This is a genomic window from Methylocucumis oryzae (assembly GCF_000963695.1).
In the GTDB taxonomy this organism is placed as follows: Bacteria; Pseudomonadota; Gammaproteobacteria; order Methylococcales; family Methylomonadaceae; genus Methylovulum; species Methylovulum oryzae.
In genome coordinates, this window is record NZ_LAJX01000039.1 from 1 (window position 1) to 15588 (window position 15588).

The 15588-nt window shown below is 45.8% G+C and carries 10 protein-coding genes and 1 pseudogene; 8 read left to right on the forward strand and 3 right to left on the reverse strand.

Annotated features, from left to right (window positions below):
• The 5 genes and pseudogenes from VZ94_RS25770 to VZ94_RS04725 form a co-directional block, all read left to right on the forward strand.
• A pseudogene (locus tag VZ94_RS25770) lies at window positions 1-3748 on the forward strand (hypothetical protein); the annotation flags it as partial.
• Window positions 3714-4904, forward strand: a complete 1191-nt coding sequence (locus tag VZ94_RS04710) for a hypothetical protein (RefSeq protein ID WP_045778355.1) — start codon at window positions 3714-3716, stop codon at window positions 4902-4904. The pseudogene VZ94_RS25770 and the gene VZ94_RS04710, both read left to right, overlap by 35 nt.
• Before the next feature lie 22 nt (window positions 4905-4926).
• On the forward strand, window positions 4927-6153 hold the full coding sequence (locus tag VZ94_RS04715) for a hypothetical protein (RefSeq protein WP_045778356.1): 1227 nt from the start codon (window positions 4927-4929) through the stop codon (window positions 6151-6153).
• The gene (locus VZ94_RS04720; protein ID WP_045778357.1) at window positions 6129-8003 is read left to right on the forward strand and encodes a hypothetical protein; all 1875 of its coding nucleotides are present in this window, start codon (window positions 6129-6131) and stop codon (window positions 8001-8003) included. The genes VZ94_RS04715 and VZ94_RS04720 overlap by 25 nt, the downstream gene beginning before the upstream one ends.
• A gap of 206 nt (window positions 8004-8209) precedes the next feature.
• A complete protein-coding gene (locus VZ94_RS04725; protein ID WP_045778358.1) occupies window positions 8210-9193 on the forward strand; it encodes a filamentous hemagglutinin family protein in 984 nt (327 codons plus the stop codon).
• A gap of 37 nt (window positions 9194-9230) precedes the next feature.
• Here the strand turns inward: VZ94_RS04725 and VZ94_RS04730 are convergent, their stop codons facing one another.
• Genes VZ94_RS04730 through VZ94_RS22235 form a run of 3 tightly spaced genes read right to left on the reverse strand, consistent with a single transcriptional unit; the run spans window position 9231 to window position 12886 of the window.
• Window positions 9231-10154, reverse strand: coding sequence for a DUF1501 domain-containing protein (locus VZ94_RS04730; protein WP_052700219.1), 924 nt, complete (start codon window positions 10152-10154; stop codon window positions 9231-9233).
• A 13-nt stretch (window positions 10155-10167) separates the two neighbouring features.
• The gene (locus VZ94_RS30205; protein WP_052700220.1) at window positions 10168-10593 is read right to left on the reverse strand and encodes a DUF1501 domain-containing protein; all 426 of its coding nucleotides are present in this window, start codon (window positions 10591-10593) and stop codon (window positions 10168-10170) included.
• Window positions 10594-10606: 13 nt separating this feature from the next.
• A complete protein-coding gene (locus VZ94_RS22235) occupies window positions 10607-12886 on the reverse strand; it encodes a DUF1800 family protein (RefSeq protein ID WP_052700221.1) in 2280 nt (759 codons plus the stop codon).
• A 236-nt stretch (window positions 12887-13122) separates the two neighbouring features.
• Between VZ94_RS22235 and VZ94_RS04740 the strand changes: the two genes are divergently transcribed.
• The 3 genes from VZ94_RS04740 to VZ94_RS04750 all read left to right on the forward strand — a co-directional run.
• The gene (locus VZ94_RS04740; protein WP_045778359.1) at window positions 13123-13521 is read left to right on the forward strand and encodes a hypothetical protein; all 399 of its coding nucleotides are present in this window, start codon (window positions 13123-13125) and stop codon (window positions 13519-13521) included.
• Between the two features lie 355 nt (window positions 13522-13876).
• A complete protein-coding gene (locus VZ94_RS04745) occupies window positions 13877-14632 on the forward strand; it encodes a glycosyltransferase family 2 protein (protein ID WP_045778360.1) in 756 nt (251 codons plus the stop codon).
• Window positions 14633-14666: 34 nt separating this feature from the next.
• Window positions 14667-15588: NAD-dependent epimerase/dehydratase family protein (locus tag VZ94_RS04750; protein ID WP_082081396.1), on the forward strand; the 922-nt coding region annotated here is incomplete at its 3' end.

The following is a 15588-nucleotide window of genomic DNA, read 5'->3' on the forward strand; positions in this document are numbered from 1 at the left end:
TGATTTAGAGAACACAACTGAAGCGGCTAAAGGTCGAATTGTGCTAGATGCCGGTGCAGTTATTGATGTATCAGGTACTAAGCATATTAGCGCTGATATTAGCCGCAACGTGCAAGAAATGTCGGTACAAAGCTTTGAATTACGCGATTCGCCATACCAAAAAGATGGCATATTAAAAGGCCAAACGGTTTATATCGATGTGCGCGCTGATACGGATATTGTCGATACTAGCGGTGCTGTTGCGCGCTTTCAGCGCACTATCGAAGAACGCTTAGGTACTGGCGGTGAAGTTAATTTTACTTCAAGTGGTTCGGTCATTATTAATAGTGGTGCAACAGTTGATATTTCGGGAGGCTCGATTGATTATCAATCCGGTTTTATCAATACCACTAAGCTCATTACGGAATATGGGCAAGTCGTCGATATTAGCGATGCTGACCCGAATCAGCGTTATGCTGCAATTTTTGGTGTCGTGACTGAAACTCATGAGAAATGGGGTGTGACGCAAGTTTGGGATAATCGCGGCATGTTAGGTCAAGGTCGGTTTGAGGAAGGTTATACCCAAGGCTTGGACGCCGGTAATTTAAATATTTCAGCGGCTAAAACGTTATTTAACGGTGAATTGGTTGCAGGTTCTGTCGCCAGCACCTACCAACGTAGCAGTGAAGCGGTGGCTTTCGGTGGCTCGTTAACGGTTGATATGACGCCGTATATCAACAATGAAACTGAGGTTAATCAAGCGCAAAATGTAATTTTTCAAACCGCAGCCGATACGACTGTTATTGGCGTAGATGACCATTTCCCGTCCGGTAAAACCCGGCCTAATGACTTAATCTTATCGACGGGCTTGCTGAATCGGTCCGGTGTTGAAAAACTAACTATTAAGACGCAAGGCGCGGTGACTGTCGCCGGTGATGCCAAGCTTGCGTTGCCTGAACACGGTGAACTAGACATAGAAGCCGGTAAGATTAATGTCTGGGGCGATATTGATAGTGCGGGTGGTACTATTGATTTAACTAGTAAGCAGGAATATGCCGCGCAAGTGCCAAATCTTGCCGGTACGATTAATATTGGTGAAAACGCTGAGTTAAACGTATCAGGGCGTTGGATTAATGATTTTGCATTAGGCGAGGTAGACCCTACCGAGGCGATAGCTATTGATGGCGGTGAGATTACGCTGGCATCACAAAGTGATTTAACGATTAACAAAGGCGCTGAGCTGAAAGCAGACGGTGGTGCTTGGTTAAACATCAGCCAAGAGTTAACAGCAGGCACCGGTGGTGCGATTTCGCTATCTGCCGATTCAACCGGTAACGCGAATTTAGCGAATGTGGTGTTAAAAGGTCACGTGTCTGCATCTGGGTTAGAACAAGGCGGGCGTTTAAGTATTGCTAGCTCTGAAATCCATATCGGTAACAATGACCCAAATCTTTCTGGCTTGCAATTAGCGGTTAATAATGGTCAGTTTGCCTTTAACAAAGATGCTGGTTTTAGTGAAATCGAGTTAACCAGTACCTTAGGCGATTTAACGGTTAGCGCCGATACAAAATTAAATCTTGTACAGCAAAATAACATTTTACAAGGCGATTTCCTACAGCAAGCCAGCGCAAGATCATTGGATGGCTTTAGCCAAATGAAAACCTTGCCAGATTATCTACGCAATGGCGTTGATTTAAGCTTAACCGCGCTAACGGATTTGAAGCTTGAGACCGGTAGCCGTATTCAAGCTGATAATAATGCGACGATAGCGCTGCAAACATCGGCAGGCGGTATTTTTGTCGATGGAGCAATAAGCGCGCCGTCAGGTGCCATCAATATGGCGATTAAGGCCGATAGCGGCTTAGAGTATGATGCGAGCCAGGCTATTTGGCTAGGTGAACATGCTGAGCTATCAACAGCCGGAGCGGTAGTTACACATCCAAGCAACGGTTTAGGGTTTCGTGCGGGAGAAGTGCTGGCGGGTGGCGAAATTAATTTAACCACCGAGCGCGGTTATATCATTTTAGAGCAAGGCTCTAAACTAGATGTGTCAGGCACACAAGCCGAATTTGATTTAACTGTGGCTGATAACAGCACTAGCGGTTTCCATTATCAAGCCACGACGGTAGGCTCTGATGCCGGTAAGATTACGCTGTCAGCATCTGAAGGCGCGGTGTTAGATGGGCAGTTAACTGGACGTGCAGGTAGCAACACCAATGAAGCTGGGCGGTTAGATATTGCGTTAGATCGAACCTTGCGTAACGTCAATCCTGATAGACCACTGGCGGATACCGATATTGCCATTAATGTTGTACAACACGATAAAACTTTATTAGACGCAGATGCACAATTCGGCGATGTCATTTCGTCGACTCATACCGGTCATATTGAGGTCAGTGCCGATGAAATAGCGGCAGGCGGTTTTTCGGATTTGCATTTAAACGTCAGAAACGACCCGAACGCGATAAGTAACCCTAGCGCTGCTGCAAATGAGCAAGTGCCTTATACCGGTTCGGTGGATTTTGTCGGTGATGTGACGTTATCTGCGGCAAAAAGCATTGATATTGATAGTAATTTAATCACTTGGTCAGCCGATGCAACGAAATCGAATGCGGCTAATGTAACGCTAAATACCGCTTATTTAAAACTGGGCTCTAGCTTAGACAGAGAAGTCGATGATAACCGTTCGGTAGAAACGGGCGCTGGTGTATTGACGGCCAATTCGACCTGGACGGAGCTAATAGGCGCGTCGTTGTGGAATGGCTTTAGTGAAATTAATTTAAACAGCTCGAATGACTTACGTGTCACCGGCTTATTAAGCGCTTCGGGCAGTAATGATACCCGTGATTATGCGGGTGAAATGCTGACAGCGGCTAATATCAACATTAGCGCTAGTCAGGTTTATCCTACGACCTTAAGCAAGTTTACCTTTGCGATAGAAAATAATGCTAACGGTACGCTGGCGATTAATAACAGTGGTCATAGCGCTAGCGCGCCATTATCGGCTGCGGGTCAACTGACGTTATCTGCACCTAATATTGTTCAAAATGGCGTAGTTAAAGCACCGTTTGGCACGATTAATTTACTGGCATCAAACACATTAACCTTAGGTGCTAATAGCACGACATCGGTATCGGGCAATGGGCAATTAATTCCGTTTGGTTTGATTCAAGGTAGCTTGGATTGGATTTATCCTTTAGACAGTACGCGTAATTTAGTCTTCTCAACACCACCGGAGAAACAATTAGCGTTATCGGCACCATCGATTGTGATTGAGAAAGGTGGTGTTGTGGATGTGTCAGGTGGTGGTGACTTATACGCTTACGAGTTTTTACCCGGTTCTGGCGGTTCTTATGATTATCTTGATATGAATAGCGCGTCTTATCAAGGTGGTTTCGCCGTAGTACCGAGTCTTGATAGTGACTTAGCACCGTATGACCCATTGCAATCGACAGGTTTTGACTATGCGATAGGCTCTAAAGTGTATTTAAGTGGCGTAGGTGATTTACCGGCAGGCGAATATACCATTTTACCGGCGCATTATGCTTTATTGCCTGGCGCGTATTTGGTGACGCCACAATCGAATAGCGTTGACCAAGCACGAACGACGTATAGCACCGCTGGTTTACCGGTGGTGTCAGGTTATTTCCTTAATGCTGGAAGCGGTAGTAAGGATTCACGCACTTCAGGCTTTTTAGTCGAAACCGGCAACCAGATTCGTAGACGCTCAGAATATGACGAGCAAAAAGCCGATACTTTTTTACGCTAATCTAGCCGCTGAAAACGAAACGGTTGCGCCTATTTTGCCTATGGATAGCGGGCAAATTTCTATCGCTGCGCAAGAAGAATTATTACTTGATGGCGAGTTTAAAGTGGATTCGTCCGGGCGTGGCGCGCGCATGGATATTGCCGCGAATCGCTTAAAAATCGTTAATGCCTTAAGTGCCACGCCAACACAAGGCACATTGGAAATCTTAGCCGATGATATTACTCAATTAGGTGTTGATAGTCTGTTCTTGGGTGGCACGCGTAGTATCGATAAAACCTCTGGCGATACCAATATCAACGTCGTTTCTAGCGAAGTCGTGTTTGACACGAATGCTAAGGTATCGGTTACCGATTTAGTCGTTGCGGCTAGCGATAAAGTGGAAGTGTTAAGCGGGGCTGAAATCAACGCGTCGGGTAAGGTCAATACCGGTGATAGCGTATTTAATGTTACCGGTGACAGCGCGTTACTCAGAGTATCGGCCGATAAACAAATCACGTTAAATCATACTGCCGATTCCGGTGCCAGTGGTGATTTATTGATTCGTGACGGCGCGTTATTAACCGCTGAACAGTCAATGTTATTAGATTCCAGCAAAACCACGGTGGTTGCTGGCGATATTGTCATGGACGGTGGTGCGTTAAGCATTAAAGCGAATAGCATTAATATTGGTGATGTCACTGGCTTGCCTGATACCGCATTAAATCTAAGCAATGATAAATTAGCGAAGTTAACGGTTGACCAATTAGCATTAACCAGCCGAGAAGCGATTAATTTTTATGGCGATGTAGGCTTAACGGACGCAAGCGGTCAATTATCGGCGATTAGTTTTGATGAATTAAAATTAAATGCGGCTGGATTTGTCGGGCACGGCAACAGTGAGCAAGTAGTTAAGCTTGCAGCAAATACATTACAAATTGAAAACAGTGCTAATGCAGAGCTTACGCAAGCTGGAAGCGGACAGCAACGCTTAGAGATTGCTGCAAACCAATACCAACAAGGTGAAGGTGATTTTGCCATAACGGGATTCGATAAGATTAATCTTAACGTCGCTCAAGGTATTAATGCGGTGGGCGATGCAACCGTGACCGTTTCAGGCGATACCACGTTAAGCGCCGGTTATATCACAGGTACAGGTGGTAAATTATTGACGTTTTGATGCCAGTGGTCATGCGCTGACTGTGTTAGCCAATAGCGCCGCGAGTGCACCTGATTCGGTGAGCATAGGTGGTGCCGTTAATTTTATTGCCGACGCGATTGATTTTAACGCTAATGTCTTAATGCCTTCGGGGAGCTTAGGCTTAACGGCGCTGAAAAACGCGATTCATGTCGGTGAGTCATCTAACATTAACTTAGCCGGTGTCGGTGTCACGTTTGCTGATAAGATTGTTTATACGCCGGGCGGCAGTTTCAGCGCTACCGCGAACCAAGGCCAAATTACCTTAGCAGAAGGTTCGTTGGTCGATATTAGTAGCGGTGGTGGCAATGCCTCTGGTGGCCAGCTAACGTTAAAAGCGTTACAAAAAAATGTCGAGTTATTAGGCTCGATTAAAGCAGTTAAAGGCAGTGCGGAAATTGATGTGGCGTCTTATAGCGCCAATGCCGATTTTAATAGCTTAATGAATACGTTAACCACGGCAGGTATTTCAGACCAGTTATATTTCCGAGTGCGTCAAGATGATATTGAGCAAGCGACAGGTCAATTAATTAAAGCGAATCGCATTACGCTAGTGTCCGATACCGGCTCTATTAAGCTGGCCGGCACCGTGAATGCTGATAACAGCGGCGAAGCAGGTAAGATTCAATTATACGCTGGCGATAATATTGTGTTAGCTGATGGCGCACGCTTAACGGCACAAGGCGCTACCGGCGGTAAAGTATTATTAGCATCGGTAGACAGCGATAACGATGGCACTAGCGGTATTCGCTTACAGCAAGGCTCAGAAATTAATGTCAGCGGTAGCGATGACGCATCCGGCGGCCAAGTGATTTTACGCGCGTTACGCACCGATGAGGGTATTAACATTGATGCACTGGAGGGTAAAGTGACCGGTTATGCTCAGCAAGCGGCGGAGATTAAAGACGGTCAAGTCGTTACGCAAGGCTATAGCGCATTTTATGCTGAAGGGGTCAAAAAATACGATACAGCGGCTATTGATGCACTCAGTGCGAGTACCGGTGAAATCAATGCCAACGTGATTAATCAAATCAACGCCGATACCGATGCGTATATGACGGCGGCGATGATGAATAAAGTGAACAATGCGTTAGGTCAAGGCATACGCTTACGCGCCGCTGTACAAATCGATTACAAAGGCGATTTAGCCTCAATAGTCGTTGGGATTTTGCCGATGCGCATGATAACGAATCGACTAACGCGAGCTTGCGTGCGTTATCGGGTCAGTTAATCTTGAATAGCACTGGTAATATTCAATTTAATCAATCGCTAACCGATGGCTTTAAAGATGGTACGTTAGCGTTGGAGAGTGGTGGTAGCTTAGTGGTGCGCGATATGTTGCAAACCGACGACTCTTGGTCTTATCAAGTAACCGCCGGTGCCGATTTAACCAGTGCAGATACTAATGCCACGGCTGCGCTAAGCCATTTAACGGTAGGTAGTGGTGTCACTGTGCGTACCGGTACCGGTGATATTCGTTTAAATGCCGGTGGCGATGTGGTGTTAACCGACCAAACGTCTACGATTTACAGCGCAGGTAGGGCGGAAAGCAACTCGCGTTATGGCGCACTCAGCAATGATGCAGTAGGCTTCGTGTTGTTTAGTGAATATCCGGTAGACGGCGGCGAATTATCGATTAATGCCGGCCGCAATGTGGTAGGTGCAGTCAGCGATCAGTTTATTAATAATTGGTTATTACGCATAGGTAACTGGACCGATAGCACTACGCATAGCGGCGAAAAACCAACCGCATGGGGTGTCGCTTTAGGTTATGTCGATTTAGGCAGACCTACTGATGCAACCAAAAATCAATTCCAACAAAATATTGGCTCGTTTGGTGGCGGTAAAGTCGATATTAATGCCGGTGGCGATATTCAAGATTTAACCGTCGTCATGCCAACGACCGGCAAGCAACTGTATCAAAACGGTTTAACCGCTGATAATAGCAAGCCTAATGAAGTGGTTATTAACGGCGGCGGTACTATGCGGATTAACGCCGGTGGCGATATTTCTGGCGGAACCTATTATTTAGGCCAAGGCGAAGCTACCGTTTCGGCGGGTGGCGATATAACTGGCAGTAACTCTAGCGCTACTGATAAATTAGTGTTTAGCCAAGGCCCGCAGTTGTTAATGGGGGATTCTACGTTTACGCTTAATGCCAGTGGTAATGTGAGCTTAACGGCGGTTAGTGATGCGATGGTATTACATTCTGGTAGCACTAATTTCTTTAGCTATGGCGCGGATAGTGCGTTAACGATTAACTCCTTAGCGGGCGATATTAGTTTAGGTGCCGATACCAGTGTGATAGGGACTGAAACTGGCTTTAGCCAAACTGATAACCAAGGCTTAGTGTCAAAAATTTACCCGGCCTCGTTGGCGACGACGGCATTTGGTGGCAGCGTTTATATAGAAAATGACATAACCTTGTACCCATCTTCAACCGGTAATTTAAGCATTTTTGCGGCTAACAATATTACCTCTACCAGCGATACGATAGCGTTTAACATGTCTGATGCGGATGCCAGTTTATTGCCGCATTATGAGTTTCCGGTCAGTAAGGCCAGCTTAAAAGATGCAGCCGAACGGCTTAGTCCATTAAATTTACAAAGATTAATACATGCGACCACGCCAGTGCATACCGGCGACGACGAACCGGTTCGCTTAGTGACCTTAAATGGCAAAATAGGCGATATTGATTCGTTAGGCTTTTATTTACCGAAAAAAGCCATCGTCCAAAGCGGTGATGATATTAAAAACACGTTATTAACGATTCAACATGTCAATGAAGATGATGTATCCATCATTTCGGCGGGTCGTGATTTAGTCTATACCAGTGTGAGAAGTCAGAACGGCGAAGTCACACAAAACGTTAACGGTATTAACATCATGGGCACCGGAGACGTGTTAATCAAAGCGGGGCGTAATATCGACTTAGGTTCATCCAACGGTATTTTAACCACAGCGAATGCGTTTAACAGTTTCTTGTCCTCCGATAAAGGCGCTAATGCCACTTTAATCGCTGGATTAAACTCAGGCGATGCGGATTACTCAGCGTTTTGTCGATATTGTGAAGTATGCTGACAACTATCCCGAATTTAAAACGCTAGTCACCGATTTTATGCGTACACGCACCGGTAATGCTGAATTATCCGAAACCGAGGCATTAACGGCGTTTTAGAGTATTAAGCGCTGACCAATACGCGTCGATTCAAAGCGAGTTAAACGCGTTAACCAAGACGACCTATAAAACACAATTAAGCGAAATCAAAGCCTTGATTACCCCGTTTATGCAGCAACGTTTAGGTGATACGACATTAACTGATGAGGCGGCGTTGATTGAATTTGCAAAACTCAATCCGCAAGATTATTTAGTGTTACAACCGCAATTAAACGCATTAGTCAATAAAGTGTTTTATAACGAATTAAAACTGGCTGGAACCGCGTCTGCTTCTGATGCAACAGCCGGTAACGAGCGTGGCTTTGAAGCAATAGAAACCTTATTCCCAGGTACGGATTGGAAAGGCGACATTAGTTTATTCTTTAGTCAAATACAAACCTGGCAAGGTGGCGATATTAACTTATTAGTCCCTGGCGGCGGTGTTAACGCCGGTTTAGCCGTATCGAGCTTTTTATCCAAAGACGCCAGTAACTTAGGTATTGTTGTTAAAGCCAGCGGCGATATTAACGCATTTGTTAATGATGACTTTGTGGTAAACCAATCGCGGGTATTTGCGTTAGGTGGTGGTGATATTTTGCTTTGGTCATCAGAAGGCGATATTGACGCGGGTAGGGGAGCTAAATCAGCGATTTCGGCACCGGCACCTACGGTATCCTTCGACGAATTTGGTAACTTAGTCATTACGCCGTCGGCTGTGGTATCCGGTAGCGGTATTCGTACCTCAGCAACAGTCGGTAATACGGCCGGTGACGTCTTCTTGTTTGCCCCTAAAGGCGTGGTTAACGCAGGTGAAGCCGGTATTGGCGGTAATAACGTGACGATTTCAGCGGTATCCGTGTTAGGCGCTAACAATATCCAAGTTGGCGGTGTGTCTACTGGTGTGCCCGCCGCATCGGCCGGTAGCTTGGCGGCAGGCTTAGGCAATGTCAGTAATTTAAATGCCAGTGTCAACCAAGTCGCGCAAGCTTCTGCCGACATGAGTAAAGACACCCAAGACGATAACGCCGATAAAAGCGCTAAGCTCGGTGTGATAAGCGTCGATTATTTAGGCAGCGGCGATGCAGACACTAAGAAAAATAAGCCGAAGAGTTAACCATAGGTAATGCCATCCTTGGCATAGTCTCCTTTAGTTAGGCCGGAACGTCCATAAAGCCTAAATCGCTTTGACTAAACAGCGCTAGGTTAGGGAAGGCTAGCGCTAGCTCGTCATCACTAGCGCCAAACCAGCGGCCTAGCGTAGCACCGACTTGCGCCGTACCTATTTTGGGTATCCAAACTCCGCGACCATTCGCATCATCAGGGCCGTTTAAGCTAAATTCTGGCATTTGCCCAATAATACCGCCTATCACCGCACCACCTAATACCATTTGATGATTACCCCAAGCATGGTCGCTACCCGAACCATTGGATTGTAAAGTACGACCAAACTCAGAATCGGTAAATGTTGTAATATTTTGCGCAAGCCCTATTTCTTGGCTGGCGTTATAAAATGCGGCGAGTGCTTGTGATAATTGGCTTAATAAACTCCAATGCTGCCAATCTTGACCACTATGCGTGTCAAAGCCACCTAGGGTGCAGAAAAACACTTGCCGCCCTGGGCCTGCTTGCGAACGGATACGGATTAAGCGCATGACTTCTTTAAGCTGATTGCCAATACTCGTACCAGGGAAGGTTGTACTTAATGCCGGTAAATTTGCGTTAGACGCTAAGGCATCGGCAAGTGCTAGGCCATCTGACATCGATTGATTAGCGACTTGTCGGATAAGGCTACCACCATTTAAGCCAAGCATTTGATTAACGGCTTGACGTCTCGCCAAGGCTGCAGATTGCGGCCATATCGACATACCTGACAAGCTTAAATTGGTACCGGGTGCAATGACGTTACCGCTGACACTGCTGCCTTGTAACAATAACGCCGGTGTCGAAACGGAAACCGCTGCTAACGTGTCTTGATTACCCCCTAGCGCATCCAGTAAACGTCCACCCCAACCCGTGCCATTTGCATACGGCTGACCGGTTTGCATTTGTAGCGCTTGGTCGGAATGTGAAAACAAATTACTAGGCGTGTTAACGCCTTGTTGATATTGGCTTTTTGTTAATCGGCTGTTGCAACATGCCGGTGTTTAACAAAAATGCTAGGTTTCCGCTGTTATACAAAGGATTCATTTCGGCTAGGCCGTAATGTAAGGCATAGCTGTTACCGTTGCCGTCGCTAATCGGGGTTAATAACTCATTACCCGATAACGTTAGATTGCCACGAATCGCTTGATAAGCGTTATAGTGCGTAGCACCCAACGGCACGATTAAATTATTACCATCGTTGCCGCCTGCTAAATAAACACAGACTAGGGCTTTGTAATCATTGACGGTGGAAGCTCGCGCATGGCCCGACATCATAGACAGACCAGCGCCTACCCCCGTCATGCTTAAACAGCTTAAACCGGCACTGAGTTTGAGAAAGCTGCGGCGTTGCGGATTGTGTTGATGTTTCATGATGAGGCCCTCGTTAGTATTGCACAGAGAATTCGCTAGAAATCGCGGCTAAATACAGCGCGCCTAGCACTCGATTACTGTCACCTTGCGTTGTGTTAGTGACATTGACGATGATTTGTTTAAGTTCATTGCTCATACGGCCAAACATTAACTGTTGATTGACTAATTCCGCTAACGCGTTGGCATTATTGGCAACGGCTAAATACGCACTGGTGTTAATGCTAAACGAGCCACCGAGTTGACCGCTTAAGATTTGGTAAATAAAGTTAGCGCGTTCTATGGCTAATCCAGGTGAATATATCTGGAATTCAGGCCCATACAGCTCAGGATGGCCGGGTAGTGGTGCTAACGGTGAATAAAAGCCAAATACGGTTTGTGGTGTTAGCACTTGTTGACCTAAGTTACGGAAAATATACATAAACATATTAGGATCGGTGACGCTGGCATTCAGTGCGCGTCCCATGCTAATGACATGCAATAACGGGTCTTTTAACCGACCTGAATCGGCAGTTGGCGCGCTAGTCGCTTCTACATCGGTCATGATGGCATTAGCAACTGCCCATAAATCACCGCGTACACCTTGGCCATTATCGACGAAGACATCGGCAACACGTTGAATATAGCCTGGGCTTGGGTTGTCGGTGACTAATGCACGAATTAACCGTGTCGCTATAAACGGTGCGATATTGGGGTGTTGAAATAAATTATCGATTACGGAATCCAAATCATCGCTTAAGGACTGTCCAGCAGGAGCAACAGCGCCGCTTAACAGGTTTTTCGCGCCGGTGTCGTGATTTTGCGGCCTAGGCTCCATTAAACCGACAAAATATTCTTGGTTAGTAGAATTAGCCGTTTGGCCTGGTTGGGTAGGATACGTCCAGCCCGTTAACGCACGCGCGACTTCGCGTAAGCTATTTTGGTCATACGTTGGTATCGTTTGACCTTGGTTATCCAACTTGACGCTACCGTCTTGGTTTAATTGCGTTAAGCCAATAGTGAATAACTGCATCAGCTCGCGCGCATAATTTTCGTTCGGCGACGTATTAGCCGTCGCTTTAATGCTATTGGCTAAATCTAAGTATTTACCCATAGCAGGACTTAAACTTATATCGCGTAGTAGCGAACGGTAATTACCGAAGGCGTGTTTATACAGTAAACGCACATAAGGAATTAATTCGTTGCCGTAAATATTTTTGTTGGCAGATACGACAATAATTTGGCTGAGTGCAAACACCATACGTTGGCGTAATTGGTCTTGACCATTATGCATTTGCAAGAATTGATGACTGAATAACTGGTTAATATCCAACGCATCATCAATCGTGGTCTTAGGCAAATTGGCTTGTTGTGCCATCCAGTAGGCCGGGCCTACCGCTTGTACCTCGGCGATTAGCGCCGGTGTTGGACCAAAGCTAGCGTGCTCTAAAAAGCGTAACGCTTCCGCTTGTGAGACCGATGCTGGAACAGGTAAGGCAGGTAAAGCTGGATTAGGCTCTGCACTGGGATTCGCTTCAGTCGTATTATTGTTTGAGCCATTATTATTACCCGAATTATTATCGCCAGGTGTGCCGGGATTTGGGTCAGGCATCATGCCTGTGGTGGTAATCGTATAATGACCGACTTCATTCCAAACATCGTAAATCACAATATCGACGCTAGTATGACCATCGCACACCCAGGCATTAACCGTTGCGCCACTGCTAGTTGGATTGCTAGCGATATACAGTTTTAAATTCGGGTTAGTCGGATTTGCCACTGTCGCTGTTACCGGTAATGCGCAGTTAGCCGGTTGCGCAACGGTATATTCGGTGATATTCGGGTCGAACGCAGGACTTAAACCGGCTACCGTTAAGCTAGTCAGCTTACCATCAATCGGTGGCGGCGGAGGCGGTAACGGTTGTTGCTGCACAGGTGTGATGGTATATCTATCGACTTCAGTCCAGTTTTGATAAATAACCACATCAATTTTCGTCGCGCCATCGCACACCCAAGCATTGCGGGTAGCACCGCTAATGGTTTGGCTATTGGCAACATACAATTTTAAGCTGGTATCTGCGAGTGTAGCAGTGACAGGAACTGAGCAGTTTGCAGTTTTAGGAATTGTATATTGTTTAATATTAGGGTTGAACGCTGGACTTAAATTAGCGACGACTAAGTTGGTTAGTTTACCTTGGTCGGCATACGCATAAGCCGACAAAATCAGCGCGAAGGCCAGAGTTAACATAATCGAAAACAGACTTTCTCTGATGGGATTATGGTGCTTGAGTAAATACTGTGCTTTATCGCTTATCATGGCTACACTCCTGTTAAAGATGAAACGGGGATTAAGCGTTGGATTGGGTTCATGGTTTGGCTCCTGGTTGTTCTGAAAGGCAGTGTGTTGCCCAGGAATAAGATGACAAACTCTATGGGATATGGGTGTGATTTATTGCCTTTTATTTTTGAAATCAGCTATTTATTAACCGATTTGTGAAGCCGTTCAGGTTAGGTTAAGCTTTTGTTAACGAGTTATCATCAATGAGGTAAGACATGAACACGTACCCTAGCGCGGTCAGCCCTGAGTTAGTCGGTGAATATCCGGCTTATGCCAAATCAGGTGGCGGTTATTTTTTTGATGACGTTTTAGAATATCGAGTTTGGTGTCATCCCGAGCGCGGCGCCCCGGATGAGTTTGATGGTGAAGATTATTACTACGCGTTTGCAAGCTATGACGAGGCATTAGCATTTGCTGAGCATTTTGAAGGTGCAGAACAGCCGTTAGTTTTAATACGGCAATGGGAATGGATTAACGAACCCAGTCCTAATGAGTTTATCCATGAAAAAGGCGAGCGTGTTACCGAATGGCAGGTAGAATGGCTAGCGCGTGGCGCTCGTCAACCGGGACAGATAGAGGCGTTTATTCAACAGAGGCGTCATACGTCAGAATAACGCGATTAAGGTAAGGTGTGCTGATAGGATGTGTAGGCGTTAAGAGTTGCATTGTTTGCGTCACTCAATATCTTTAATTTTATCATTGCCCGAATTGCTTATATCAATACGGTTAGTTTTCCCCTAAAAACCCAACTACACGCTTTACAATTAAGCCAGAGCCATAGTTTTTCTTTTTACGACGCGCTGATTATTACAACCACACTTGAGAATAATTGCTCAGTTTTGTATAGCGAAGATATGCAACACTGCGGGGCTGACTGGAAAAGACTTTAAAACGGAGATAAAGCGTTGGTTTTTATCTGCGCATGTTTAGATTATTCTGTTTAAATAGCGGGTCTTAAAGGAGCTAGTGATGGCAAAAATTTCGTTGGCTGTTGTCACGTTTAATAATGCAGAGTTAATTCAGGATTGCCTGTCATCGATTTTGGCGCAATCGGAACAAGTGCAGGTTTACATTGTTGATAATGCTTCTGAGGATAATACTGCTAGTGTGCTTAAAACATTGCCTGGTATTGACCGGGTTAGGTTGATTGAAAACCAGACTAATGTCGGCTTTGGGGCTGGACACAATCAAGTCATCGCCTGTGTTGGCAGTGAATACCATGTGTTATGCAATCCTGATATTGTTGTTAACCCTGATACGCTTAAGATTTTGGCTGACTATATGGAGCACCATCCGGATATAGGTTTGGTTTGCCCGCGTTTTAACTATAGTGATGGTCGTTTGCAAGCCAATAACCACCGCTTACCGACGGTATTCGATTTGGCATTGCGTAGACTCGCGCCAAAGAGGGTAAAAAAATGCTTAGAAAAGCGCATGAATCGCTATCTAATGTTGGATGTTGGTTACGAGTTATCTTGTGATGTGCCGTTTGTATCTGGCGCGTTTATGTTTTGCCGAACCGCTGTGTTACGGCAAGTAGGCGGTTTTGATACTCGATATTTTTTATATTTCGAAGATGTCGATTTATGTCGTAAGGTTCAATTAGCGGGTTATAGAACGGCTTATTGTGCCGATGCCAGTGTGATGCACTTATGGCAGCGCGCGGCTTATAAAAAGTTGGCGCATGACGTGTGTTATGTTGATAAGTGCGCTCAAGTATTTTAATAAATGGGGTTATCAGTTTTTTTAACGGTTCACAATGATGCGAATTTTAGTAACTGGCGCAAGAGGATTTATTGGGACACAGTTAAGCCTAACGCTTGCAGCAAAGGGTTACGAAGTTATCGGTTGTAGCCGCTCGATGTCTGCTGTTGAGCATCAATCTTGTTTTTCGCGTTGGTATGTTAAATGTGTTGATGCGCATACGGATTGGCATGATGCCTTAAGCGGCGTTGATGTTGTCGTGCACTTAGCCGCTAGAGCGCATGTTTCAAATACCTCACCCGCAGCATTGGCTGAATTAGACTCGGTTAACGTACAGGGAAGTTTAAATTTAGCCAGGCAGGCTTCTGAGCGTGGTGTTAAACGCTTTATTTTTATCAGTTCGATTAAAGTCAATGGTGACACGACATTGCCGGGCTGTGCTGTGACGGCGGATAGTCCGGCGCAGCCTGGAGATGCGTATGCGAGGTCAAAATATGAGGCAGAACAAGGCTTGCAGGCGATTGCGAGTCAGTCAGGTATGGAGTGGCTAGTGATTAGGCCGCCGTTGGTTTATGGGCTAGGTGTGCAGGCTAACTTTTATCGTTTAGTCTATGCGGTTAAGCGAGGTTGGCCTTTGCCATTCGCTGCGGTTAATAATCAGCGCAGTTTGGTCTTTGTTGGCAATTTAGTCGATTTAATTATTCATTGTTTAAGTCATCTGGCGGCCAAGAATCGTGTGTTCTTAGTCAGCGATGGTGAAGATTGGTCTACGCCAACGTTGATTAGACTGATTGCTGAGGGTCTAAATGTAACACCAAGATTGTTTTTTGTGCCCATTTCATGGCTAGAGCAAGTTTTTTCTGTGCTGGGACGGCGCGCATTGTATGAACGTTTATGTGGTAACTTAGTGGTTGATATGACAAAAACCTGTGAGGATTTAGCGTGGCATCCGATCACACCAGGCCGTAATGCCTTAT